Genomic DNA, 24,083 nt, shown 5'->3' on the forward strand with positions numbered 1-24,083 from the left:
TGCCCTTTTACAATGAAAATACGCATACATGCCTGATTTTTTCATAAACTGTTAAAGAGTTCTCAAGTATCATCCAAGGAGCATCTTTTGAAAAAATTCTTATCTTCCAAGAAGAGATTTCTGGTCCCCGGTTTTATTGTCCTGGCTGTCTTCCTCTTCCTTATTATTTATACCCAAAAAGACCGCTTTCTTACAGAAGATGCCCGTTTTGAAAAATTTACACATCAGCTTTTTACCGAGGAGGTGAAATCCAACACCTTAAACCTCCATTATACTCTGGCCTATCCTGAAAAATACGGGATAAAGAATTATCCGATCAAGCTGGGTTCCATGGACCCGGATAAACTAAAGGACAGCTATGATTCCGTGGAGGAATACAAGAAAAATCTGGAAAAGTTCACCTACAAAGAGCTGTCCAAAGACAACCGTATCACCTACGACATCCTGAAGCTTGACTTTACCACACAGCTTTCCATAAAAGATAATTATATGCTGCAGGAACCGCTGAGCCCCAATCTGGGCATCCAGTCCCAGCTTCCTGTACTTTTGGCGGAATATACTTTCCGCACCTCTGATGATATCAAGGATTACTTTACACTTCTCTCCTCCATGACCGGATATTTTGACGAGATCCTGGAATTTGAAAAGAAAAAGGCAGAAGAAGGCCTGTTTATGAGTGATACCAGCGTGGACCGCATCATTGCCCAGTGCAATGCGTTCACAGAAGACCTGTCCGCCAATTATCTTTCCACCATGTTTAAGGATAAGATAAAGGGATTTGTCTCCCGGAAAGCCATGACTCAGAAGCAGGCTGACTCTTACATAAAAATGCATGAAAAAATCATGGCCAAACGTGTCTTCCCTGCCTATCAGTCCCTGGCCAAAGGTCTGGCTGACTTAAAGGGAAACGGAACAAATTCCGGAGGGTTGTCCAATCTCCCTGGAGGGACATCATACTACCGATATCTGATCCGCAGTGAAACCGGGGATTACAGGACCATCAAGGAAATCGAAGAACGGCTCTACACACAACTCCTGACCGATTATAAAAAAATGCAGAGCCTGATTGTATCCAATCCCAAATTGCTGGCAGATGCCTCCTCCCTGCCGGAAACCTGCAGCAGTACGCCGGCACAGATGCTTGATTACCTGAACAAAGCCATCTGCGAAGATTTCCCCGACAGCGGAAAGCCTGCCTACAAGGTAAAATATGTGCATGAATCCATGGAGAACTTTTCCAGCCCTGCCTTTTACCTCACACCACCGGCCGATACCCTGAGTCCCAATATCATCTATATCAACAAGAGCAGTCAGGTAAGCGAGGCGGAACTCTTCACTACACTGGCGCACGAGGGATTTCCGGGTCATTTGTACCAGACATTGTATTTCGGAAAAACAGAACCGGATGATATACGGCATCTCCTGAGTTTCGGCGGTTATGTGGAGGGCTGGGCCACTTACGTGGAATCCCTGTCCTATGGGTACGGCGCAGAATATCTGAAACTGGATGATTCCCTGATGGAACTTCTGTGGCTGAACCGCTCCGTGAGCCTTTGCCTCTATTCCCTGCTGGACATTGGCATCCATGACCATGGCTGGGACCTGGGGACAGTGACAAAGACACTGAACTCTTTCGGAATCGCCTCACAGGATACCTGCAGGGAAATCTTCCAGTATATAGTGGAAAATCCGGGGAATTATCTGAAATACTATCTGGGATATCTGAACTTTATGGATTTGAAAAAAGAAGCGCAGACGGCTGCCGGGAAGTCCTTCCAGTTAAAGGAATTTCACCGATACATTCTGGAACTGGGACCTGCACAGTTTCCTGTTTTGAAAAAATATCTGCTCATGGAATATAAACAGTAAAAAGAGATGCCGTAAAAACAGTCTGCAGAGATGCAGTCTGTTCTTACGGCATTTTTGAAATTTCTATTCTTTCTTATCCCTGTAGGAATCAAAGAATTTTCTCAGATTCAGCAATGACTTCACCAGTATTTTCTGCTGCTCTTCATCCAGGTCCTTCATCAGAGCCTGAATCATTCCGTCATGGAATTTCATATGGTGGGTATTGGCCTTTTCTCCCTTTTTTGTCAGGGATATGAGCACCACCCGACGGTCCTCCTCACTTCTGACTCGGTTCACATATCCTTTTTTCACCAGGCTGTTTATGGCAATCGTCAGGGTTCCCACGGTCACGGACAGGGTCTTTGCCACGGATGACATGTTTCGGGCGCTGTTCACTCCGATTGCTTCTAAAATGTGCATGTCGTTTACGGAAATATCTTTGAATTCAGAAGTAATAAGGGCCTTCTCTTCTATATCCATAATTTCCTGGAAAAGATTGACCAGGACGTCATGAAAGACTTCATAAGGTTCCACTTTATCACTCCTTTGTTATGTTTGATTCTATTATATATGATTTATATATATAAAACAATCAAAACTTTTGATAATCAAAGGAAATCACGTATGGAATATAACCCCTATCTATTTAATGCTCAAAACATTCCTGCACCCTGCAAAAGATTCCGGCGGTTCCCGGTCGGTCAGGACCTCCGCAGATTCAAAGGGTGCAAATGTGACAGAGCTGATATTCCCGAACTTTGCCGCATCCGCCAGGATATAGCGTTTTCCGGACTGTTCCAGGGCAGTTTTCTTCACCAGGGCCTCATTGCAGTCCGGTGTGGTGTAGCCTGCTTTTCTGCTGACTCCGTTTGTGCCGAAGAAACCTTTTGTAAAGTGAAAGTTCTGGAGGCTTAAGATTGCCTGATTTCCCACTACCGCCTCTGTGGTGCCCTTCAGTTCCCCGCCGATCAAAAGGACACGGAAATCCAGGGCTGCCAGGCGCTGTGCGTGGGATACCGCGTTTGTCACAAAGGTTACGGATCTCTCTGTGACATAGTCGATCATGTATCCTGTGGTCGTCCCTGCGTCCAGATAGATAAAATCATCCGGTACAAGCAGAGAGGCGGCATAGCGGGCTATGGTCTGCTTTTCTTCCTTGTTCACACCGACTTTCTGGGCCACGGAAGGCTCCGCAGCCGTAAACGCAGCATCCACCGCCACGGCACCGCCGAACACCTTTACCAGCTTTCCTGCCCGGTCGAGGGCTGTCAGGTCACGGCGAATGGTGGATTCTGATGTATTCAGCATTTCCTTTATCTCCGTGACCGTTATACTTTTCTTTTCATCCAGAAGCTTCAGTATCTCTTCAAAACGTTTCTCAGTCAGCATTTTTCTTCCTCTTGTATTCTTCTACATCTGTCTCCAGAACGATTTTGCGGATGGGGAGAATCCGTCCGGGCGAAACAGAGAGTTCATCCACTCCCATGGCCAGAAACTCCCTGGTCAGAGTCAGGTCCGCACCCAGCTCTCCGCAGATTCCTGCCCAGATACCTGCCCTGTGGGCATTTTCCACAGTCATCCGAATCATGGCCAGGACTGCAGGATGGTGGGGATCATAGAACGCATCCAGTTGTGGATTCTGACGGTCCACAGCCAGGGTATACTGGGTCAGGTCATTGGTGCCGATGCTGAAAAAGTCCACCTCTTCTGCCAGGTCCGCGCTTACCATGACCGCTGCGGGCGTTTCTATCATGATACCCTGTTCCGGTATCCGGTAATCCATATTCTGCTCCTCCAGCTCTGCTTTCACTTCCTCCACGATCTCCTTTATCCTCCTAATCTCCCAAAGGCTTGTTATCATGGGATACATGACCGCCAGATTCCCGTAGACAGCAGCCCGGAACAGAGCCCGGAGCTGTGTCTTGAACACCTGGGGGCGAGTGAGGCAGATGCGGATGGCCCGGTATCCCAGAGCCGGATTATCCTCATCATCCATATGAAAATAACCGCATTTTTTGTCGGCGCCGATATCCAGGGTGCGGATGATCACGCGCTTTCCGGCCATGGTCTCAGCCACCGTTTTGTAAATCTTAAACTGTTCCTCCTCGGTGGGGTAATCCTCCTTCTCCAGATAGATGAATTCACTTCTGAAAAGGCCGATTCCGCCGGCATCATTCTGTACAACAGTAGCCAGATCTTTTATATTTCCAATATTAGCATATAGCATGACTTTTTTACCGTCAAGCGTTATATTTTCTTTTCCTTTTAACTGCTGGAGAAGTTCTTTTTTCTCCTCTTCCTCCTGCCGGCGTTTCTGCATTTCAGTAAGGATTTCCGGGTCAGGGTCCACATAGACTGTGCCGTCCGCGCCGTCCACTACAGCAAGCTTTCCGTCCACACGGTCATCCAGAGGGATGTCGGTTCCGATAAGAGCAGGGATCCCCATGGTACGGGCCAGAATGGCAGTATGGGAATTTACGGAACCGTGGACGGTGACAAAGGAGAGGACCTTATCTTTATCAAGCTGCACTGTCTCGGAGGGCGCCAGATCATCCGCCAGGATAATCACCGGTTCCTCTGTGTTCACCGTACTTTTCGACCCGCCTCCCAGAACTGCCAGGATACGCTCGGAAATGTCTTTTACATCAGCAGCCCGCTCTCTCATATATTCATCCTCCATGGAGGCAAACATCTGGGAAAAGTTGTCGCTGGTCGCTGCGACGGCGTACTCTGCATTGACCTTCTGTGTCCTGATAATATTTTCGACAGATTCATTATAGTCATCATCCTCAAGCATCATCTGATGGATCTCAAATATAGCGGCATTCGCCTCCCCCACTTCCTTTACTGCCTTATCATACAGGCCTTTCAGCTGACTGACTGCCTCCTCCTTTGCCCGGGTGTAGCGCTGCATCTCATCGTCGGTATCCTCTGTCTTTACGCGTTTGACCTGCTGTTCCCCTTTCCGGTATACACATATCTTTCCAATTGCAATACCGCCAAATACACTTTTTCCTCTATATTCCTTCATCCCTGTACTCCTTTCTGACATGTTCCTGCCTGAAAAATGCTGCTGTTCACTCCGTGCATGGCGGGACAGCCGCGTGTGATCAGTAACCTGAAAAAAGCTGCTGCAGCTTTCCTCTGCAGCAGCTTCTTGCCTACCCAAATGTATTTTAAACTATTTCTTACTCATTTTGCTTTGATTACAGATTTTCCTGCATAAATGTGCTCACTGCCTCATATGCGGCATCCTCGTCTTCGCCGTCAAATGTCAGGGTCACTTCCTGTCCTTTTTTCACGCCAAGGCCCATGATACCGAAAATCCGCTTGCAGTCTCCTTCTTTTCCATCCTTTGCAAGTTTGATGCTGCTGGCAAATCCTTTTGCAACTTTAACCAGCTCTCCTGCGGGACGTGCATGGATGCCTTCCGGGTCTGTGATGGTGTACTTAAATTCTTTCATGATCTTTCTCTCCTTTTATGATTATTTATTCATTTACTTTCTTCTTAAAAACGCCCAGCAGCCCGGCAGAAACAATAGTTCCGGCCACAAGCGCCACCAGATACATTACCGCATTTCCAACCACAGGGAAAACAAAGATTCCGCCGTGGGGAGCCATCAGTGTACAGTTAAAGAGCATACTCAGCGCCCCGGCAGCACCGGAGCCGATCATACATGCGGGAATCACATGGAGGGGATCGGAAGCCGCAAAGGGAATGGCTCCCTCTGTGATAAATGCCAGACCCATGATAAAGTTGGTGGGGCCTGCCTCCCTCTGTTCTCTCGTAAATTTATTCTTAAACAGCAGTGTTGCAAGAGCGATGGCACAGGGAGGTGTCATACCGCCGATCATAACCGCTGCCATAATATCATAATTTCCCGCCGCGATGGACGCTGTTCCGAATACATAGGCTGCCTTGTTGAAAGGACCTCCCATATCAATGGCCATCATGGCGCCCAAAATCAATCCTAAAATAATCTTACTGGAACCGCTCATACTTGTCAATCCATTGTTCAGGGCTGTGTTGATACCGCCCATGATGGGTTCCACCACAAATGTCATGAGCAGCCCCATAACCAGAATCCCCACAACCGGATAGATCAGGACCGGGGCAATCTTCTCGATGGCCTGTGGAAGCTTATCACACACCCTGCGAAGGAGACGGATAAGATAACCGGCCGCGAATCCCGCTGCCAGAGCGCCCAAAAAACCGGATTGTCCCTGGGACGCGATCATGCCGCCTACAAAGCCAACCGCAAGGGCAGGCCTGTCACCGACAGCCATGGCAATGAATCCCGCCAGAACCGGAAGCATGAAGGCAAATGCTGTACCGCCGATGCTTTTAAACAGAGCTGCAACCGGTGTGATGGTACCGAAATCCGCCCTCTGGTCCATGGGCAGGGAATTCATATCCACACTGAAACCGTCGATCAAAAACGCAATGGCAATCAGGATACCGCCGCCCACCACAAAGGGAAGCATGTGGGATACGCCGTTCATAAGCTGTGTATAAATCTGATGTCCCACACTGCCGCCGCTCTTTGTCTGAGAGCTCTTCTGCACAGCACCGGATGCGTGGTATACAGGAGCATCCCCGTTTACCGCTCTCTCAAGCAGTGTGTCTGCCTTGCTGATACCGTCTGAAACCTGACATTCAATCACCTTTTTGCCGTCAAAACGGTCCATGGGAACCTGTGCGTCCGCGGCCACAATGATGCAGTCCGCTTCCTGGATTTCCCTGTCTGTCAGCACATTTTTAGCACCGCCGGAACCTCTTGTCTCCACCTTGACAAAACAGCCTCTGGCTTTGGCTGCTTTCTCAATCCCCTCGGCCGCCATATAGGTATGGGCAATGCCGGTGGGACAGGAGGTAACAGCCAGAATCTTAGCCTGCCCTCCCTGCTCCTCTGCGGGTTCTGCCAGGCGCTGGTCAATGTCCGGTTTTTCATCGTCTGCCTTATCTATGATCTCCAGAAATTCTTCCACAGACCCTGCATTTCTGAGAGAGTCTGAAAAATCTTCATCCATCATTAGAACGGAAAGCTTGCTGAGCACATCCAGATGTACATTGTCTTCCGTGTTGGGTGCCGCGATCAGAAAGATCAGAGTCACGGGTTCCCCGTCCAGGGCATCAAAGTCAACACCGTTCTTCACAACCATGGCCGCCAGGCCGGGTCTGTCAACCGCGTCACATTTTCCGTGAGGAATGGCGATTCCTTCACCGATTCCTGTGGTGCTCTCCTCCTCCCTTGCATATACCTGCTTTCTGTAGGCCTCCTCGTCATTGATCTTACCGCTCTTTGTCATCAGAGCGACCACCTGGTCAAGTGCCTCCTCCTTGCTTTTTGGGGCACCATTCAGGGAAATACTTCTCTTGTCCAGTAAATCTGTTATTCTCATACCCGTTTCCTTCCTTTATATGGTTTGATAGACAGCTTCTATTTCCTCGCGTTTCGCCAGGTATTCCGAGAACGCGCTGGCACTTCCCGCCGCGATTCCCATATGAAATGCGTGGACATAATCTTTCTTTTCCATCCATCCGGCCAGAAATCCGGCCACCATGGAATCCCCTGCTCCCACTGCATTTACAAGCCTCCCTTTTGGGGCAGGCGCCATATGGCAGCTTCCGTCTGCAGCAGCCAGCACCGCGCCCTGCCCTGCCATGGAAACCAGCACATTACAAGCCCCCATTTCCTGCAGCTTTCTGGCGTATGGGGGAACTTCCTCCCTGGTTTTGATCTCCGTACCGAATATCTCTCCCAGTTCATGGTTGTTGGGCTTGATCAGGAAGGGGTGATACTCCAGTACATTGACCAGCAGATCTCTGGTGGCATCCACCACGATCATGATTCCTCTCCCGGTGAGCCGCTTCATGATATCCCTGTAAATATCATCCGGCATAGATGCCGGGATACTGCCTGCAAAGACAAGCACATCCCCCTCACTTAGGCCATCCAGCCGCTGAAGCAGCTCCTCCACCTTTTCTTCCCCGATATCCGGCCCCTGTCCGTTAATCTCTGTACCGTCAATGGATTTCAGCTTCAGATTGATCCTTGAGACTCCCTTCTCTATCTGGATGAAGTCCGCTTTCACGCCAATCTCCTCCACTTTCCTGCGGATCTCATCGCCGGTGAATCCGGCGGTAAATCCCAGTGCTGTATTCTCAATACCCAGGTTCATGAGCACTGTGGATACATTGATGCCCTTGCCGCCCGGAAGCAGCAGTTCGGAATCTGTCCTGTTCGTCATACCAAGCTGAAAATCCTCGACGGAAACGATATAATCCAGTGACGGATTGAATGTGACCGTGTAAATCATATGCTTCCCTCCTGTCCGGTTGTTCCGGTTATCTCTTTCTTTCACTATCTGTATTATACAGCCATATTCGCTCAAATTCAATCAAATTAATTCACGAAAATAGCGACTCGTTTTGGTGCAATATGCACAGTTTTGAATGTTTTAATGTGTATCCAAGTATATATATCCACATTCGTTCATACTCAGTCATTTATATTCTTTGTATTTCCTCAAGACAATATAAAAAGCCGAAGGCAAAAAGATATCCCTATTAATATCTTCTTTCTTCGGCTTTCCTATACCATATAATAACATTTTATCAGCATTCCCGATTTATCCGGCGGTCTGCTGCACGCTCTCCTCCCGGAACAGCTTCTCGGCAATCTCCACATCAGAATCCTCGGGCTCATTTTGTATCAGATCTGCTATTCTCCTGACGTATAAGGCCTCCAATTCCAGTACTTCAGCAATCTCAATCACCGCATAGCCCTTTTTTAACTTCTTTCTTATACATCCGATCAGCTCCGCTCTGCCCTCTGCCGCACCTTTTACTCTGCCTCTGGCAATGCCCTTTGCAATACCCATCTCAACTCCTTCATCAAAAAATAACTGTTCAACCTTATTCATGCCTATCACCTCCTTGATCCTTTTTGCATAATCCCTGTCTAAGATCTTATCCGCAAAGGTAAGGATTCCGGCAATGGCCTGCATGCGCTGCTCCTCATCCCGGATCTCCTGCGCCAGCCTTACCGTCTCCTCTGCCAATGCCTGCTTTTCTGCCCTGCCTTTTACCGTAAGCGGCAGAACAATCAGTTCCAGCAGTTCATCATCATCCAAAGCTTCTTTCATTTCCACTTTACACTGAATTTTTGATAAAACTTTTGCTGTATCCATGCGCAGAAGATACACCGGTTCTATTTTCAGCTGCATACATCCCACGTCCAGAATGTTTGGATCTATATCACTTATATCTGCTGAAAATATAATGATCAGATGGATGATCGGCAGCCTTTTTCTGCCTTTTCCTGATCTCCGGCCTTTTTCCTGTCTGATAAAACGTTTCAAGATCCTGGCTATGTAGTTTACATATTTTATGATGTCCTGAATCCCGAAAGTGCTCTCATAATCGATCAGCGCATAGGAATCGTCCTCAAGGATAAATAGATTATCTATCCTTAACTCATTGGCTTCTATAGCAGGAAGGTTTGTAGGCCTAGAATCCTTTATTTTTATATGCGGCAGGCCATATACAGTCAGTTTTTTATTCTTCAGTGCATCGCCGAAATATTTAAGTGCAATATCTTTATTTTGATATGCAATGTCTCCCATACATTTCTCCCTTTATTATATCTTTTTAGAATGGAAAATACAATACAAAAAGACAGACTTCGCCCAAAGCCTCACCCACTTCCTTTTATAGATTTGTTAAAAATGGAAAACCGCAGAAACTGCGAAGAAATCAAAAGCAGAACGCTTTCGTTTTGAATATGTTCTCAGCGTAACAGAACCGGGGGATTCTGTCAAGGGTAATGTAAATAGTAATTTTATAAAAAAAAGCGCCCGGTCAATACCGGGCGCAGATCTGTCAGTCTCAGATTATTTCGTCATTTCTCCGTAGCACTCTTTTCCAGGAGCCAAAGCGTTGGCTTCATCTGTATCAATGTGTGCTGCTGTTGCATAAGAAGCGCTTACACGTACAACTACATCACCGAATGTAAGAGATCTTCCGTTTGGAGACTCGATTTCCAGTTTAACGATGTCTTTGTCTTTTACGCCTGCTTTTTCAGCATCTTCCGGAGTCATATGTACGTGACGTTTTGCAGCAATAACGCCCTCTGTCAGTTCTACTTCACCTTCCGGGCCAACTAATTTACATGCGCCTGTGCCTGCGATATCGCCGGACTCACGGATAGGAGCAGCAACGCCAAGGCTTCTTGCGTCTGTCAGGGATACTTCAACCTGAGTATCTTTTCTTACAGGTCCTAAAACAGACATTTTCAGGCTGCCTTTGGAACCGATCACTTCAACTTTTTCTTCACATGCGAACTGTCCCGGCTGGCTCAGCATTTTCTTTACAGTCAGCTCATGGCCTTTGCCAAACAGAATCTCCAGATGTTCCTGGGATAAGTGTAAATGTCTTGCAGATGTTTCCACTAATACTTTCATTTCATATCCTCCACACAATCATTAATTTGTTCATAACGGTTCAGTCAGCTGAACTGTTACGAATACATACATTCAAAACACACAACAACCATACTCCTGTTGCAATTAACATTCTCTATTTATTATTATAACTTTTTTTAAAGGCTTGTCAACGCATCCGCAGGGATTCTTTTGGCACTTTTTGCATTTTTCGCGGTACATGAGGCGAAGTGTACTGCTGCCGGAAGGCGCCTGCTGTCACTCCTCGCTGCTGCTTTTGGGCAGCTTCTTTTTTAAATAATCATATTCCGCCATAATGCTTCTCGTTATCTCATCCTCCCCAAACCGGTTGTCCGGCTGGTAGATCTTCAGCAGTGCCCAGGCGCGCCGCTTTAACTCCTCCTGGGTGTGGATACCCTTAAAGTAGTGTATCCTTCTCTCGCTCTCTCCAATGGCAGAATTCCTGACACTGTTGTAGACTTTATTGCTGTCCCAGTCATAATCGGCCCATTTGTATCCTGTCTTTTTGTGCACAATATGTACGCTCTCCAGCGCTGTTTTATAAAACTTCATGATCCAGCTGCAGATACCTTCCAGAACAACCATCACGGCACCTACACCGGCGCCCGGCACGTATGCCAGAACAGCCGCCACCAGGACACTGATGATGATCGCTGCGATACCCGGACCGCGTCCCTGCATCTGCAGCGCGATCTGTGCCACCACGCCGATGGTCAGCACCACGGCTGCCAGAATGCACACAAATGTTACCACAGCTCCGCAGACCTTTAAAAAAAACTGAAAACACCTTGCCAGCAAAAATACACAGAAAAGCACAGGTGCTGCTATGACTTTCCCCGCCGTTTTCAAAATCTTCATCTTTTTATCCCTTAATCGTTCTCTCACAGACCGGGCACATCCCGGTACTTTTAACTTTTCACTCTTTTTCTTTGTCTAGTTTAACACAATCTTCCAACGGAGGGAAGGGAAACATGAAAATAACGGCCTGCAGGATGTCTCCGGCCGGCCGTTATACACCAACTTTATTCAGTTAAAATTCTACTCCCATCTTTACACTGCTGGACGGGTTCCTGTCAATACTCATATAGGTCTCAGCGGCCTTGTCTATGGGCACAACCGGGTCAACAATATTTTCACATTTCAGCAGGCCTTTTGCCAGCATATCCCAACAGGTGTTACAGATTCTTTCAAAGCTCCATCTGGGATATTCCCGGTTCGGCTCACTGCAGGCTCTTGATATAATGATGTTGGGCTGGTTAAAGTGTGCTTCCCTTCCGAGATTCAGGCCGCCCAGACATTCGTGATACCATCCGACGACAGCTACATTTCCGTTATAAGCCACACCCCTGATCGCCTGCTGGAGCGCATGGTAATTACCGCTGGTCTCTATCACTACATCAGCCCCACGTTTCCCGGTTGCTTTCTTGATCTCAAATCCCACATCCACGGAGGAAGAATCGAGAGCCAGATCCGCCCCATTCTCCAATGCTACATTTCTCCGCTTTTCGATAGGATCGCATACAATCACCATTGCCGCTCCCGCCAGTCTTGCAAACTGTGCAGCGAGCAGGCCGATGGCTCCCAGACCTGAGATCACCACATTATCTCCTACCCTTACCTGACCGTCCCGGATTCCTCCAAGGGCAAACTGTGCAGGGTCATAGCACACAGCTTCCTTCCATGTCATACGTTTCGGCATCTTAAATGCCTCCTCTGCCTTGAGGGTGTGGGTACTTTTGAGAGGGCCATAACCGGCTATCCGCTCTCCGATTTCAAATCCCTTTACTTCCTTTCCCATCTCTGTGATATGACCGATCCACATATTTCCGGGGCGCATAAAAAATGGTTTCTCTGCTGCCTCTTTGCTCTTTCTGAAAAGAAGATATTCTTCATCAAAAATATTTTCCAAAAATGGGTCTTCACCCCTGAAATGAGTAAACTCCGTTCCGTGTTTTGCCGCGGCAAATTCTACTTTCACGCGAATCTCATTCTCTTTCACCGGAACATCTTCATATTCTCTGAGGTATGCTTTTCTCGGTTCTGTTGAAACAATCTCTTTTCCTGTCATTTTACCTTCTCCTTTTTGTCATTTCTTTCTTATTCCGGCACAACACATGCCCCGTTTTTTCCTGATGATTCCACCACTGCGCTCACCAGCCGCAGACCTTTTAAACCTTCCGGCACACCTGCCGTATTTTCCCTTCTGCCCCGTATAGTGTCTATAAAACAGCAGTCCTCCAGATACGTGGCATCCACTTCCTCCGCAACCGTTTCTGTACGGGGCTCTTTCTCATCTGTAAAAGTAAAAACACCGTGATTGTGGTCAGTGAAATCCGCTGTCATATGCTCACAGATGACCCGAAATCTGCCGTTCCACTGTTCTTTTACGGAACAGTTGGAACCGCATATGGAACCCAGAGCGCCATTTTTAAAATGTATACTGCAGACACTGGTATCCTCAATGGTATAACCCTCCACATCCTGATGGCAGAGATTCGCAATATGTCCGTTCACACAATCCGCATCCCCCATCAGATAAAGCCCCATATCATACAGATGGATGACCTGCTCAAAAACCTGACCGCCGCATTTTGAAACATCACGCCACCAGGGCCCGTGAAGGCTGTTGCACTCATAATCTGCCATGTAAAGCGTAGGTTTTCCCGCAGTACCGTTTTCCATATACTCTTTAAATTTCCTGACCGCACTTCCAAATCTCATATGGTATCCTACCTGGGAAACAATATGATTACGCTCCACTGCATCCGACATGGATTTTCCTCTCTCCACATCCAGGGCAATGGGCTTTTCAATAAATACATGGATTCCCCTGTCTGCTGCCGCTTCAAGCTGTCCGCTGTGGGCAAAAGGCGGCAGGCAGATATAAAGTGCATCAAGGTCTGCCTCCTCTATCATGCGGAAACCGTCATCATAAATCCCGCAGTCCAGATGATTTTCACGGGCAAAAGCCTCTGCATCATCTGCCGGAGAAGAACACAGTCCTGCAATCTCCACATTCTCCATTCTCATCATACTGCGCGCATGGGCTTTTCCCATATTTCCCATGCCCAGCACACCCACTCTCAATACTTTCTCCATCTGACTTATCTCCTTGCTTTTTACGTTTATTATCTGTATTCAGGCATCCAGGAACCGTGTGCCTCCAGCATTTCATCGCACATTGCCCTGATGTCATCCATGGACAGTTCCGCCGCTGTATGGGGGTCCATCATGGCCGCCATATAAATATCCTCTTTCCGTCTGGATTTTGCGGCCTGGATCGTCAGAAGCTGAACATTGATGTTCGTACGGTTTATGGCAGCGCACTGTTCCGGAAGATTTCCCACATAACAGGGATGGATTCCATCCCTGTCTACCAGGCAGGGAACCTCCACACATGCATTGGGGGGAAGGTTGGGAATCAGGCCCGTATTCCGGACATTGCCGTGTACACGGTAGGGAACATCATTCTCCATAGAATTTATGATAAACGATGCAAATTCACGGCTCTTCTCATGCTTGATCTCCGCATTCTGTACCAGCTCTCCCCGCATCTGCTTCCAGTCTCCGATCTGTTTGATACAGCGTTTCGGATATTCATCCAAAGGAATGTTATATCGCTCGATCAGCTCCGGATACCTGTCTTTTATAAACCATGGCGTATATTCCGCATTATGCTCAGAGGATTCTGTTATGTAATATCCAAACCTCAGCATCATCTCATAGCGGACCTTATCCCAGCCCGCGTCATATGAAGCCTCGCCGTTTAAAAAGGCCGCTGCACGCTTTTTAATCTCCGGATACAGATCATTTCCTCTGCCGTCCTGAACCTTCAAAAGCCATGCCTGATGGTTAATGCCCGCAATCTCCCATCTTGTCTCCGGAACCAGTTCCTCCATATCCAGAGCCTTAAAGAGCTGGGGAATGCAGACCTGCACGCTGTGGCACAAACCGATGGTGTTGATTTTCGTGTATGTCTGCAGATATCCGGTCAGCATGGCCATAGGGTTGGAATAGTTGATGAACAGGGCATCCGGACATACTTCCATCATGTCGGCAGCAAATTCCTCCAGCACGGGTATGGTTCTGAGTGCCCGGAATATGCCGCCTATCCCCAGGGTGTCTGCAATGGTCTGGCGCAGTCCGTATTTCTTCGGAATCTCAAAATCCGTAATTGTGCAGGGATCATATCCCCCTACCTGTATGGCATTGACAACATATTTCGCCCCTCTCAGAGCCTGTTTCCTGTCAGCGTGGGCCTCAATCCTCACTTTGCGCCCCGCGTTTGAGGCTATGTTCTCCAGCATTTTCCTGGAATCCTCCAGCCGCACCGGGTCAATATCGTGCAGCGCAATCTCCAGATCCTGTATCTCCGGTGTCAGGATGCAGTCGCCCAGCACACTCTTTGCAAATATTGTGCTGCCTGCCCCCATAAAAGCTATTCTTGGCATAATTACCTCCTGTCTTTAACTCTTCATTCCTGTAATTGTAATTCCTTCAATAATATATTTCTGCGCAAACAGGTATACTGCCAGCACAGGGATCACTGCAATTGTGGAGGCAGCCATGATCAGCGACCAGTCCACTGTATATTTCCCCTTAAACATATTCAGAAGCAGGGGCACCGTATATTTCTCCTGGGAATTTAAGAATATAAGCGGTGTATAGAAACTGTTCCAATTCCACATAAATGAGAAGATTCCCAGAGATGCCAGTGCCGGTTTCACAAGCGGAAGCACGATTCTGAAAAACATGGAACCATAGTTTGCACCGTCGATGATTCCTGCCTCCATCAGCTCATCGGGCAGTGCCATAATAAACTGTCTGCACAGAAATACTCCCATGGGCATATAGGCAACTGTCATCAAAATAATGGACAAATGTGTGTCGATCAGATTTAACTGGCTGAAGATCAGGAACAGCGGGATGGATATTACCGTATATGGAACCATCATGACCGCTATAAAGCCGCCGAACACCACCCCTGATCCCCGGAACCTGAGTTTTCCCAGTGCATATCCCGCCATAGCGGAGGTGAGCACCTGACCTGTCACATTGATGACAGCCAGCTTCAGACTGTTCAGGTATGCCTTTCCAAAAGGCAGCGCTGTCATGGCTTTTTCATAATTATCCCAGTGGAAGATTTCCGGTATCAGTTTCGGCGGATAGGCAAATGCCTCCTCTGAACCCTTCAGGGAAGTAGAGATCATCCACAAAAACGGAAATAAAGCAAGTACAGCCATGAATACCAGTATTACCTGAACCAGCAGGGTATAAAATCTCTTTTGTTTATTCTTTCTGTTCGCCATAATCTCACCTACTCTCCGTAATGAACCCATTTGTCAGAAAGCTTAAACTGTATCACAGATACAGCCACAACCACGAAAAACAGGATCAGTGCCGCTGTGGATGCCTTGCCCAGCTCATAGCTCTTGAATGCCGTCTGATATATATGGATCGCCATGGTATACGTCTTCTTTGCCGGCCCGCCGGATGTCAGCAGGAACATCTGGTCAAAGACCTGAAATGCATTTATCATTGTAGTGATAGTCACCAGCAGTGTGGTAGGTGAGATAAGCGGAACTGTAATATTGAAAAATACCTGCCGCTCATTTGCGCCGTCAATCTTTGCTGCCTCCACATACGTCCTGGGGACATTCTGAAGACCGGCCAGAAACAGCACGATATTGTACCCCAGCCCCCACCAGATACTCATGACAATGACTGCCCCCATTGCAGTGGATGGGTCACGCAGCCATTCCTTCCCCTCTATTCCGAAAAACCTCAATATCATGTTCAGAATACCGAACTGCGGCTGGTAGATCCAGGACCATACCACTGCGATTCCCACAGAGGTAACAATCTGAGGGAGAAAGAAAACGGCGCGGTAGAACATCTTCCCCCATGCCTTATTAAGCAGCATGGCAAGCCCCAGTGACAGCACAATGGAACATGGCACGTAGATAACGGAATAGACCAGGGTGTTCTTAATGGCAATCCCTGTATCCGGATCTGTAAACACTGCCTTAAAATTCTGGAATCCTGTAAATACCGGAGCACTAAATCCATTCCAATCAAAGAAGCTCAGCACAAATGCGATCACAATAGGTATGATTCCCAGGCAGACCAGACTAATGAGCTGTGGAAGGATAAACACGATCCCCCATCTGTTTCTGGATTTTTCCAGTTTACTTTTTTTCATATGTCCATCCCTTCCCCACATACCTGCTTATTTCTGAAGTTCATCATCGACTGTCTGTACGATATTTGTCAGGGTCTGCTCCACATCCTGCTCTCCCACCAGCAGTTTTTCCACTTCACCTGTAATAGAATCTGTCATACCCGGATGAAGCGCCTCTGCCTTTGGATACACCAGTGCAATATCCACAGCATCCAGGAAAGTCTGTGCATGTTCCGGCGTTCCTGTCAGCACGATCTCATCCAGCCCGTCAACTGTGGGTACCGCATTGCCCTGACCTTCCATCCTGATCTTCTGTCCCTGTTCTCCGCAGTAAAAGGATACGAACTCCCACACCGCATCAGGATTGGATGCCTTCTTATTTATGACCATGGGTGTTGCCGGCATAGCGCAGACTGCCTGTGAGGGTTCCTCATAGTACGGGAACGGAGCTACATCATATGCAAAACTCAAATCCGTAAAATCCGCCACATACCAGCGCCCCGCATACAGCATCCCCGCCTGGCCTGATACAAATAGCGTGTCCGGTGACTCTCCACTGGTCAGAGAACCTGCAAAGGTAAAGGCTTTTGACTTGATATTGCTGTCCAGATAGGTCAGGCCGGCTTTTGCCCGCTCAGAACCAAACTCTGCTTTTGTCATATCATCTGAATAGACAGGATCCTCTGCGGAAAAAAGGAAAGAGTAAAGCGGTCCCCACCAGTTCTCATATACAAACCCAACCTTTGAAGCATCCCTGAGCTGTTCTGATACCTGCTGAAGCGCCTCAAAATTCCATTTGCCCTCATCCACATATTCCTGCGGTGATTTTATGTTCAGCTCTTTAAACAGGTCTGCGTTGTAATAGATCACCATAGGGTTACAGTCCACCGGAACTCCTGTCACCTTATCCTCAAACGTATAGTTTTCCAGTAAATTTTCAGGCACATCTTCTCTCTTCAGATTGGAATCACTTTCATCCAGATATTTTGATATATCCAGAAGCATGTCTGATTTATTCAGTTCTCCATAAGAGGCTTCCTCTGAATAGAAACAGTCAGGAGCTTCCTTTGACTTGAGCTGTGTCATGATCTTCTCATTGTAGTTGTCCCCCGGTACGCCTACAAATGTTACCTCAACATCCTCACTCTGTTCATTGAAGGCATCCACGGCCTTCTTATACTGTTCCAGCTCGGCTGCCGATCCCCCGACCATAAAACGCACGCTGTCTTTTCCATCAGCAGTCTTTCCTTTGCTGCCGCTGCCCTGGCAGCCCCCAAGCACCAAAGCCCCTGCCAATCCTGTTGCCAATGCTGCCGCTAACATTTTTCTTCTTAACATACTTTTTACCTCCTTAGGTAATACCTTCTCTCTGTTTTGCATGTTTCCATCAGCATTTCTTATGATTCCATTATAAAAGATTTGCCTTAAAACAAAATACACTCTCTTGTCCTTATGATGGATTCATGTTGTTTTTTGTGCATAATAGTATTATACTGTTTAAATAAGGGGGATTTTTTATGAAAATTGAGGAATATTACGCTTCAAAGATCCAGAGAGATGTGAATTTGAAATACTGCGGCTATGAGGAGTGTGCACCGGATTTCCGCATGCCTCCGCATACCCGCTCCGAATATCTGATACACTATATCACGCAGGGCCGGGGAACATATATATGTGAGGGCGCTGCCTATCCCATCCGGCAGGGAGATCTGTTTATCATATATCCCTCACAGCTTGCCAGCTATCACACCTCGCCGGAAGATCCCCTGCATTTTTCCTGGCTGGCCTTTACCGGTGACAGTGCAGATACCCTCACGGAGCAGCTGGGCTTTTCCAGGCAGTCTCCTGTTCATAAGCTGCATCCACAGTATTCCATAGATGAATCCATCCGGACACTTGCAGAACATCTGGAATCGGTGGGCTTCTGTAATGATTTTACCATACAGTCCCTCATGTACTCCATCTTTTCCAACATTGCACAGTCCTACAGTCTCTCGGGAAAATATCAGAAGGAGAACCAGACAGTTCTCTTTGAACATATAGGAAAAGCCAAATCTTATATAAAATGCAACTATATCTATCCAATCACTGTTCAGGACATTGTGGAGCATGTCGGTTTGGAGCGCAGTTATTTTTCTAAGATATTTCACAAATTTACGGGAACTACAGCCCAGAATTATCTTCTGGATCTGCGCATTCAGCGCTCTAAACTCCTGTTGGAACGCACAGATTACACGGTCCGGGAAATCTGTTCCTATGTAGGCATGAAAGACGAATACTACTTTTCCAGGGCTTTCAAACGCTCCGTAGGCCTTTCACCGTCGCTGTACCGCCAGAATATCCGCAGCCGTACCGAATCACCCTGATCCTGCATCTTTCAGACATGAAAAAGCGGCTGCCCCGGACTTATGCATAACGCACGGTCCGGGACAGCCGCCCCTTGTTTTCTCCGCCTGTTTTCTATTTATGATTCATGGTCACTGACATGGAACTTTTTCAAATTCCCGATTTTCTGTCTTCTCTGCTCCAGGATCTCCTCCACCTCATCCATGGAGATTCCGCTCTCCACCATCATGACTATCAGATGATAAAGAAGATCACAGATTTCGTTGGCCGTGTCCTCATTTTTTCCGTTTTTGGCTGCAATGATGACTTCACTGCACTCCTCACCGCATTTTTTCAGTATTTTATCCAATCCCTGTTCAAAGAGATAGCAGGTGTAAGAACCTTCCTGTTTTGTGCCTTTCCGTTCCAGGGCCACTTCGTACAGGCCTTTTATTACGTCTATCATAAGGGGCGTCCTCCTTTTTCTTTCCATATATCTTTAAAGAAACAGCTGTGTGCACCGGTATGGCAGGCCGCGCCTGTCTGGATCACTGTTATGAGCAGGGTGTCATCATCACAGTCTGCTTTGATATCAATCACCTTCTGTATGTGGCCGGAGGTTGCTCCCTTGTTCCACAGTTCCTGTCTGGAACGGCTGTAGAACCAGGTATATCCGGTCTCAAATGTTTTTTCAAGGCTTTCCCGGTTCATGTAGGCCAGCATCAGCACCTCCCCGGTACCTGCCTCCTGCACAACAGCCGGTATCAGTTCACTTTTTTGAAAATAACGTTCTACATCCATCGTCTACCTCCTGACCGGAATCTGCTGTTCTCTCAGATGCTCTTTTACCTGTTCCACAGTCAGCTCCCGGAAATGAAACAGGGAAGCCGCCAGTGCCGCATCTGCTTTGCTCTCCCTGAAAACCTCTGAAAAATGCTCCAGCTTACCGCAGCCGCCGCTGGCAATGACCGGTATGGACACCACGTCACAGACTGCGTTAGTCAGTTCCAGATCAAAACCGTCACGGCATCCGTCTGTGTCCATGGACGTGAGGAGAATCTCGCCTGCTCCAAGCTGCTGGCACTTCTGTGCCCATTCTATGGCATCCAGACCTGTATCTATCCTTCCGCCGTTCACCACGACCTTAAATTTGCCCTTCTCATCCCTTTTTGCATCAATGGCAGCCACCACGCACTGACTTCCGAATATGGCAGCCGCCTCCCTGATAAGCTCCGGATTCCTGACTGCTGCTGAATTGACGGAAACCTTGTCAGCTCCGGCACGGAGGATTTCCCTGAAATCCTCCACTGTGCGGATGCCGCCCCCTACTGTGAGGGGTACAAATACATGTTTTGCCGTTCTGGATACCACATCAACCATAGTTCCTCTTCCCTCATGGGTCGCTGTGATATCCAGAAAACAGATTTCATCTGCTCCCTGCCTGTCGTACTCAATGGCGCATTCCACCGGATCTCCCACCTCTTTGATACCCACAAAATTCACGCCCTTAACCACTTTGCCGTCTCTTACATCCAGGCAGGGTATAATTCTCTTTGCTAACATGTCTGCTCACCTGCCTTTTCTATAGCCAAGGCCAGATCAAGTGCTCCGGTGTAAACGGCTTTTCCGCAGATACACCCGTATAAGTCAAGTTTTTTACAGTCCAGGATATCCTGAATGGAACGGACACCGCCGCTGGCAATGATATCGCAGGATACCGCCTCATTCAGCTTTCCAAGCTGCTCTGTATTGACACCCGAAAGTGTCCCGTCTCTGGAAATGTCTGTATAGATAATGGTTTTCACCCCGGCGTCTTCCATGGCCCGTGCCAGATCCAGATATGTAACATCACTCTTTTCAAGCCACCCCTCTGTGGCCACCATACCGTTCCTGGCATCAATACCGACTGCGATCTTATCACCGAACTTACGGACCGCCTCTTTTACAAGGGAGGGGTCTTTGACCGCCACAGAACCAAGAATGACCCTGGAAATACCCTTTTCCAGAAACCGTTCAATGGTATCCATACTGCGGATCCCTCCGCCCACCTCCACTTTCAGGCCTGACTCCCCGGCCACTTTCTCAAAGATCTCTTCATTGACCGGCCTTCCGTCCTTTGCTCCGTCCAGATCCACCATGTGGATCCAGGCGGCACCGGCTTCCCGGAAGGAGTCAGCTGTCTCATAAGGGCTTTCAGCCACCTGATGCGCAGTGGCATAGTCACCTTTTACAAGCCGCACACATGTTTTATCTTTTATATCAATTGCAGGTAATATAATCATTTTCTCACCAGCCTTGCGAAATTTTTCAAAAGTTCCAGACCTGCGGCACCGCTTTTCTCCGGATGGAACTGGGCGCCGTACACATACCCCCGGTGTACCAGAGCGGGAATCCGCTCATTGTAGATGGTGTAACAGGAAATGTTCTCATCACCGGTATCTGCGCGGAAGGAATGGACAAAATATACATACGCGCCCTTTGGCATGTTCTCCGTCATGGCACAGGGGTTTAAGACCGTCAGGTCATTCCAGCCCATATGGGGAATCTTTAAACCCCCTCCATCAATAAGCTGTACACAGCCCGGTATCAGCCCAAGACCTTCCGTCTCCTGAAACTCATAACTCTTTTCAAAGAGCATCTGCATACCAAGACAAATGCCCAGAAGCGGCTTTTTCTGTGCCTCCTCTTTTATGACTTCTGCAAGCCCCTGTTCTCTCAGCATACGCATGGCATCCGGAAAAGCCCCGACTCCCGGCAGGATCACAGCATCCGCACAGCGTATCTCCCTGCAGTCTGCAGTGATGATGCTCTCCTCCTCCAGAAAATCAAGGGCATTTTTCACACTGAAAAGATTGCCTGCCCCGTAATCAATGATCGCTATCATGCCAACATCCCCTTTGACGAAAGTATTTTTCCTCCATTTGGTTCCAGCGCTTCCCTGAGTGCGTGCGCTGCGGCCTTAAAAAGAGCCTCAATCTTATGGTGGTCATTTTCTCCGTAGGGACATTTCAGATGAAGGGTGATTCCGGCGTTAAAAGCAAACGCGCGGAAGAACTCCTTTACCATACAGCAGTCCAGGGTTCCCACAGAAGGATTTGCAAACTCCGCGTCAAACACCAGAAATGGCCTGCCGCTTATATCCAGGGCACAGAATCCCAGTGCCTCATCCATGGGAATAAAGAAGCTGCCGTACCTGCGGATACCACCCTTATCTCCGAGAGCCTTGACAAATGCCTGCCCCATAACAATGCCCAGATCCTCAATGCTGTGGTGACAGTCAACCTCCAGGTCACCCTTCATATCCAGATCCATATCAAATCCGCCATGTACACAGAAAGCCTGCATCATATGGTCAAAAAAACCCACTTTGCAGGTTCCCATGTAACGGCCGGTGCCGTCCAGATTCCATCTAAGCCTGATGTCTGTCTCTTTTGTCTTTCTTGTAATCTCTCCGATTCTCAATCAGCTTCCTCCTTTCCTGTAACTGTAAGAGTGCTGAACAGTTACCCGTTTATTTTCAATTCAACAGATCATCCAGCACGCGGATAACCGCTTCATTCTCTGTTTTTCTTCCGGCAGTCACACGCAGGTAACCGTTCATATACCGGATGGAAATACTCCTCTTTTTCATCTCTTCAAATACTTTATCCGCGTTTTTCACCTTCATGAAAATGAAGTTTGTGGTTGTCGGATATAAATTCAGGATGTCTGATTTTCTCTCCCTAAGCCCCAAAAGCTCCTGATACAGTTCATCCCTGGACTTCTGGATCGAACGGATACAGCTCCTGATGTAATCCGGACGATCCAGAATGGCACAGCCCACAGCCTGTGTCAGAGAGTTCACATTATACGGTGACTTCAGAGCGTGCAGGATATCTGTCAGCTCCTTGCCGGCGGCGGCGAATCCGAGACGGATGGCGGCCAGACCCAGGGCCTTGGAACATGTCTTCAGCACAATGAGATTGTCGTATTTTTCTATTACGTCCAGAACAGAGCCTTCCGCAAAATCCATATACGCTTCATCCACGATCACCAGGGCGTCCGTACCCTCGATGATGGTTATGATGTCATCCCTGGACAGCTTCAGGGATGTGGGGTTGCAGGGGTTGGAAAATATAAGCAGCCTGGCATTCTTCGCTTTCGCCCGTTCCAGAATGTCCGCAGCACTGGTCACCATATCCTCTGCCTTCTGCAGGGCTTCCACACGGATGTTGTTCATCTGCGCATAGAAGGTGTACATGGAGAAATCAGGCAGGGCCACCAGCATGGTGTCCCCACTCTCCAGAAAATTAGGCACAATAAGGGAGATCAGTTCATCCGAACCGTTTCCCGCGGTCAGAAGTTCGGGCTTCACGTGAAAGAAACGTCCGAATTTCTCACAGAGCTTTGTGGCAAAGGGGTCAGGATAGCGGTTAAATTCCACCTGCTCCACAGCCTTCAGCACATCCCTGCGGATATCATCCGGCAGATTTTGAAAGCTCTCATTGGCATCCAGGCGGATATCGTATATCTCTGTTACCGGTTCATATATCTCCAGCCGTTTTAACTTCTCCGGAATCGTATATGCCATGGTCTACGCCTCCTTTTCCCTGCGCTTCTGCACATCATTTTCCATCTTGTCGATCAGACACTCGATCTCTTTTTTCCGCAGCTTCATGCTGGCAATATTTACGATGAGTCTGGCGCTTACAGGGCATACGTCCTCAGCAACCACCAGGCCGTTCTCTTTCAGTGTGGTTCCCGTCTCCACGATATCTACAATGGCATCTGCCAGCCCCAGAACAGGAGCAAGCTCAACACTGCCCTCTATCTTTACAATATCCACATCCATACTCTTCTGCTCGAAGAAGTTCTTCGCCACATTCACATATTTGCTGGCAATGGTCAAGTTGTGGTAGCCCTCGTACAGGTTCTTTCCTTTTACAACTGCCAGGGCAAACCTGCATTTTCCGAATCCCAGGTCAGCCACTTCATAGAAGGTGCCTCCCTTTTCCATAATGGTGTCTTTTCCCACAACACCCATGTCGCAGACGCCGCTTTCCACATAGGTAACCACATCGGCAGCCTTTGCAAGCACCACCTCGATCTCGCCGTTTCCTATGGGCATGATCAGCTTTCTGCCCTTTTTCCGCGCGTTGGTACAGTCATATCCCAAACGCTCCAGCATATCTATTGTTTTACTCTCCAGACGCCCTTTTGTCAGGGCGATTCTAATTGGTTTCATTTTTCTGCCTCCCAGTGTTTCAATCCACGCACGGTAAAT

Annotated in this window: 25 protein-coding genes; 2 read left to right on the forward strand and 23 right to left on the reverse strand. The window is 48.0% G+C overall.

Annotated features, from left to right (window positions below):
• The first annotated feature begins 87 nt into the window (after positions 1-87).
• Positions 88-1,869, forward strand: coding sequence for a DUF885 domain-containing protein (locus WMO65_RS10855; protein ID WP_148391921.1), 1,782 nt, complete (start codon positions 88-90; stop codon positions 1,867-1,869).
• A 63-nt stretch (positions 1,870-1,932) separates the two neighbouring features.
• On the opposite strand, the gene WMO65_RS10860 is transcribed toward WMO65_RS10855, so the two are convergent.
• The 15 genes from WMO65_RS10860 to WMO65_RS10930 form a co-directional block, all read right to left on the reverse strand.
• A complete protein-coding gene (locus tag WMO65_RS10860; protein WP_033142134.1) occupies positions 1,933-2,382 on the reverse strand; it encodes a MarR family winged helix-turn-helix transcriptional regulator in 450 nt (149 codons plus the stop codon).
• 108 nt (positions 2,383-2,490) lie between these two features.
• A complete protein-coding gene (locus tag WMO65_RS10865; RefSeq protein ID WP_148391922.1) occupies positions 2,491-3,237 on the reverse strand; it encodes a DeoR/GlpR family DNA-binding transcription regulator in 747 nt (248 codons plus the stop codon).
• On the reverse strand, positions 3,227-4,879 hold the full coding sequence (ptsP, locus tag WMO65_RS10870; RefSeq protein WP_033142126.1) for a phosphoenolpyruvate--protein phosphotransferase: 1,653 nt from the start codon (positions 4,877-4,879) through the stop codon (positions 3,227-3,229). The genes WMO65_RS10865 and ptsP overlap by 11 nt, the downstream gene beginning before the upstream one ends.
• A 175-nt stretch (positions 4,880-5,054) precedes the next feature.
• Positions 5,055-5,312, reverse strand: coding sequence for an HPr family phosphocarrier protein (locus WMO65_RS10875; protein ID WP_033142125.1), 258 nt, complete (start codon positions 5,310-5,312; stop codon positions 5,055-5,057).
• A 25-nt stretch (positions 5,313-5,337) separates the two neighbouring features.
• Positions 5,338-7,251 (reverse strand): PTS fructose transporter subunit IIABC, encoded by a 1,914-nt coding sequence (locus WMO65_RS10880; RefSeq protein ID WP_033142124.1) that lies wholly within the window; start codon positions 7,249-7,251, stop codon positions 5,338-5,340.
• A 15-nt stretch (positions 7,252-7,266) separates the two neighbouring features.
• Positions 7,267-8,169 (reverse strand): 1-phosphofructokinase, encoded by a 903-nt coding sequence (gene pfkB / locus WMO65_RS10885; protein ID WP_054350427.1) that lies wholly within the window; start codon positions 8,167-8,169, stop codon positions 7,267-7,269.
• 312 nt (positions 8,170-8,481) lie between these two features.
• Positions 8,482-9,477 (reverse strand): hypothetical protein, encoded by a 996-nt coding sequence (locus WMO65_RS10890; protein ID WP_148391923.1) that lies wholly within the window; start codon positions 9,475-9,477, stop codon positions 8,482-8,484.
• Between the two features lie 267 nt (positions 9,478-9,744).
• Positions 9,745-10,314 (reverse strand): phosphate propanoyltransferase, encoded by a 570-nt coding sequence (pduL, locus tag WMO65_RS10895; RefSeq protein ID WP_033142122.1) that lies wholly within the window; start codon positions 10,312-10,314, stop codon positions 9,745-9,747.
• 237 nt (positions 10,315-10,551) lie between these two features.
• Positions 10,552-11,172: a hypothetical protein gene (locus WMO65_RS10900; RefSeq protein WP_103731210.1), complete on the reverse strand. Its 621-nt coding sequence runs from the start codon at positions 11,170-11,172 to the stop codon at positions 10,552-10,554.
• A 172-nt stretch (positions 11,173-11,344) separates the two neighbouring features.
• Positions 11,345-12,382: a zinc-dependent alcohol dehydrogenase gene (locus tag WMO65_RS10905; protein WP_033142120.1), complete on the reverse strand. Its 1,038-nt coding sequence runs from the start codon at positions 12,380-12,382 to the stop codon at positions 11,345-11,347.
• A 29-nt stretch (positions 12,383-12,411) separates the two neighbouring features.
• Positions 12,412-13,413 (reverse strand): Gfo/Idh/MocA family protein, encoded by a 1,002-nt coding sequence (locus WMO65_RS10910; protein WP_148391924.1) that lies wholly within the window; start codon positions 13,411-13,413, stop codon positions 12,412-12,414.
• A gap of 29 nt (positions 13,414-13,442) precedes the next feature.
• Positions 13,443-14,765, reverse strand: a complete 1,323-nt coding sequence (locus tag WMO65_RS10915; protein WP_148391925.1) for an alpha-glucosidase/alpha-galactosidase — start codon at positions 14,763-14,765, stop codon at positions 13,443-13,445.
• Positions 14,766-14,780: 15 nt separating this feature from the next.
• Positions 14,781-15,623, reverse strand: a complete 843-nt coding sequence (locus WMO65_RS10920; RefSeq protein WP_033142118.1) for a carbohydrate ABC transporter permease — start codon at positions 15,621-15,623, stop codon at positions 14,781-14,783.
• A gap of 8 nt (positions 15,624-15,631) precedes the next feature.
• Positions 15,632-16,516, reverse strand: a complete 885-nt coding sequence (locus tag WMO65_RS10925; protein WP_052099558.1) for a carbohydrate ABC transporter permease — start codon at positions 16,514-16,516, stop codon at positions 15,632-15,634.
• 27 nt (positions 16,517-16,543) lie between these two features.
• On the reverse strand, positions 16,544-17,833 hold the full coding sequence (locus WMO65_RS10930; RefSeq protein ID WP_186970993.1) for an ABC transporter substrate-binding protein: 1,290 nt from the start codon (positions 17,831-17,833) through the stop codon (positions 16,544-16,546).
• A gap of 179 nt (positions 17,834-18,012) precedes the next feature.
• Here WMO65_RS10930 and WMO65_RS10935 point away from each other — a divergent pair, with 179 nt between their 5' ends.
• Entirely contained in the window at positions 18,013-18,861 is an 849-nt protein-coding gene (locus WMO65_RS10935) for an AraC family transcriptional regulator (protein ID WP_054350418.1), read from the forward strand.
• Positions 18,862-18,959: 98 nt separating this feature from the next.
• On the opposite strand, the gene hisE is transcribed toward WMO65_RS10935, so the two are convergent.
• From hisE to hisG, 8 genes are read right to left on the reverse strand one after another with little or no spacing between them, the layout of a single operon-like run.
• Positions 18,960-19,286 carry a phosphoribosyl-ATP diphosphatase gene (gene hisE / locus WMO65_RS10940; RefSeq protein WP_186970994.1) on the reverse strand — a complete coding sequence of 109 codons (327 nt, stop codon included), beginning with the start codon at positions 19,284-19,286 and terminating at the stop codon, positions 18,960-18,962.
• Complete coding sequence (hisI, locus tag WMO65_RS10945) at positions 19,283-19,621, reverse strand: phosphoribosyl-AMP cyclohydrolase (RefSeq protein WP_033142115.1); 339 nt, start codon at positions 19,619-19,621, stop codon at positions 19,283-19,285. Before hisI ends, hisE begins: the two co-directional genes overlap by 4 nt.
• Before the next feature lie 3 nt (positions 19,622-19,624).
• Positions 19,625-20,383, reverse strand: a complete 759-nt coding sequence (gene hisF / locus WMO65_RS10950; protein ID WP_033142114.1) for an imidazole glycerol phosphate synthase subunit HisF — start codon at positions 20,381-20,383, stop codon at positions 19,625-19,627.
• A complete protein-coding gene (gene hisA / locus WMO65_RS10955) occupies positions 20,377-21,102 on the reverse strand; it encodes a 1-(5-phosphoribosyl)-5-[(5-phosphoribosylamino)methylideneamino]imidazole-4-carboxamide isomerase (RefSeq protein WP_148391927.1) in 726 nt (241 codons plus the stop codon). Before hisA ends, hisF begins: the two co-directional genes overlap by 7 nt.
• A complete protein-coding gene (gene hisH / locus WMO65_RS10960; RefSeq protein WP_054350416.1) occupies positions 21,099-21,704 on the reverse strand; it encodes an imidazole glycerol phosphate synthase subunit HisH in 606 nt (201 codons plus the stop codon). The genes hisA and hisH overlap by 4 nt, the downstream gene beginning before the upstream one ends.
• On the reverse strand, positions 21,701-22,282 hold the full coding sequence (hisB, locus tag WMO65_RS10965; RefSeq protein WP_054350415.1) for an imidazoleglycerol-phosphate dehydratase HisB: 582 nt from the start codon (positions 22,280-22,282) through the stop codon (positions 21,701-21,703). Before hisB ends, hisH begins: the two co-directional genes overlap by 4 nt.
• 55 nt (positions 22,283-22,337) lie before the next feature.
• Positions 22,338-23,390, reverse strand: a complete 1,053-nt coding sequence (hisC, locus tag WMO65_RS10970; protein ID WP_033142110.1) for a histidinol-phosphate transaminase — start codon at positions 23,388-23,390, stop codon at positions 22,338-22,340.
• A 3-nt stretch (positions 23,391-23,393) separates the two neighbouring features.
• Positions 23,394-24,044: an ATP phosphoribosyltransferase gene (gene hisG / locus WMO65_RS10975; RefSeq protein WP_033142109.1), complete on the reverse strand. Its 651-nt coding sequence runs from the start codon at positions 24,042-24,044 to the stop codon at positions 23,394-23,396.
• Positions 24,045-24,083: the final 39 nt, after the last annotated feature.

The organism is Blautia caccae (genome assembly GCF_040095955.1).
Taxonomy (GTDB): Bacteria; Bacillota; Clostridia; order Lachnospirales; family Lachnospiraceae; genus Blautia; species Blautia celeris.

Excerpts from the sequence above, each read along its gene's own strand:
- WMO65_RS10875 (WP_033142125.1), bottom strand. The coding sequence starts at position 5,312 with ATGAAAGAATTTAAGTACACCATCACAGACCCGGAAGGCATCCATGCA.
- pfkB (WP_054350427.1), bottom strand. The coding sequence starts at position 8,169 with ATGATTTACACGGTCACATTCAATCCGTCACTGGATTATATCGTTTCC.
- WMO65_RS10890 (WP_148391923.1), bottom strand. The coding sequence starts at position 9,477 with ATGGGAGACATTGCATATCAAAATAAAGATATTGCACTTAAATATTTC.
- WMO65_RS10900 (WP_103731210.1), bottom strand. The coding sequence starts at position 11,172 with ATGAAGATTTTGAAAACGGCGGGGAAAGTCATAGCAGCACCTGTGCTT.
- WMO65_RS10910 (WP_148391924.1), bottom strand. The coding sequence starts at position 13,413 with ATGGAGAAAGTATTGAGAGTGGGTGTGCTGGGCATGGGAAATATGGGA.
- hisE (WP_186970994.1), bottom strand. The coding sequence starts at position 19,286 with ATGATAGACGTAATAAAAGGCCTGTACGAAGTGGCCCTGGAACGGAAA.
- WMO65_RS10925 (WP_052099558.1), bottom strand. The coding sequence starts at position 16,516 with ATGAAAAAAAGTAAACTGGAAAAATCCAGAAACAGATGGGGGATCGTG.
- WMO65_RS10915 (WP_148391925.1), bottom strand. The coding sequence starts at position 14,765 with ATGCCAAGAATAGCTTTTATGGGGGCAGGCAGCACAATATTTGCAAAG.
- hisF (WP_033142114.1), bottom strand. The coding sequence starts at position 20,383 with ATGTTAGCAAAGAGAATTATACCCTGCCTGGATGTAAGAGACGGCAAA.
- hisC (WP_033142110.1), bottom strand. The coding sequence starts at position 23,390 with ATGGCATATACGATTCCGGAGAAGTTAAAACGGCTGGAGATATATGAA.
- hisG (WP_033142109.1), bottom strand. The coding sequence starts at position 24,044 with ATGAAACCAATTAGAATCGCCCTGACAAAAGGGCGTCTGGAGAGTAAA.
- WMO65_RS10935 (WP_054350418.1), top strand. The coding sequence starts at position 18,013 with ATGAAAATTGAGGAATATTACGCTTCAAAGATCCAGAGAGATGTGAAT.
- ptsP (WP_033142126.1), bottom strand. The coding sequence starts at position 4,879 with ATGAAGGAATATAGAGGAAAAAGTGTATTTGGCGGTATTGCAATTGGA.
- WMO65_RS10880 (WP_033142124.1), bottom strand. The coding sequence starts at position 7,251 with ATGAGAATAACAGATTTACTGGACAAGAGAAGTATTTCCCTGAATGGT.
- hisH (WP_054350416.1), bottom strand. The coding sequence starts at position 21,704 with ATGATAGCGATCATTGATTACGGGGCAGGCAATCTTTTCAGTGTGAAA.
- WMO65_RS10905 (WP_033142120.1), bottom strand. The coding sequence starts at position 12,382 with ATGACAGGAAAAGAGATTGTTTCAACAGAACCGAGAAAAGCATACCTC.
- hisI (WP_033142115.1), bottom strand. The coding sequence starts at position 19,621 with ATGGATGTAGAACGTTATTTTCAAAAAAGTGAACTGATACCGGCTGTT.
- WMO65_RS10930 (WP_186970993.1), bottom strand. The coding sequence starts at position 17,833 with ATGTTAAGAAGAAAAATGTTAGCGGCAGCATTGGCAACAGGATTGGCA.
- WMO65_RS10920 (WP_033142118.1), bottom strand. The coding sequence starts at position 15,623 with ATGGCGAACAGAAAGAATAAACAAAAGAGATTTTATACCCTGCTGGTT.
- WMO65_RS10865 (WP_148391922.1), bottom strand. The coding sequence starts at position 3,237 with ATGCTGACTGAGAAACGTTTTGAAGAGATACTGAAGCTTCTGGATGAA.
- hisA (WP_148391927.1), bottom strand. The coding sequence starts at position 21,102 with ATGATTATATTACCTGCAATTGATATAAAAGATAAAACATGTGTGCGG.
- pduL (WP_033142122.1), bottom strand. The coding sequence starts at position 10,314 with ATGAAAGTATTAGTGGAAACATCTGCAAGACATTTACACTTATCCCAG.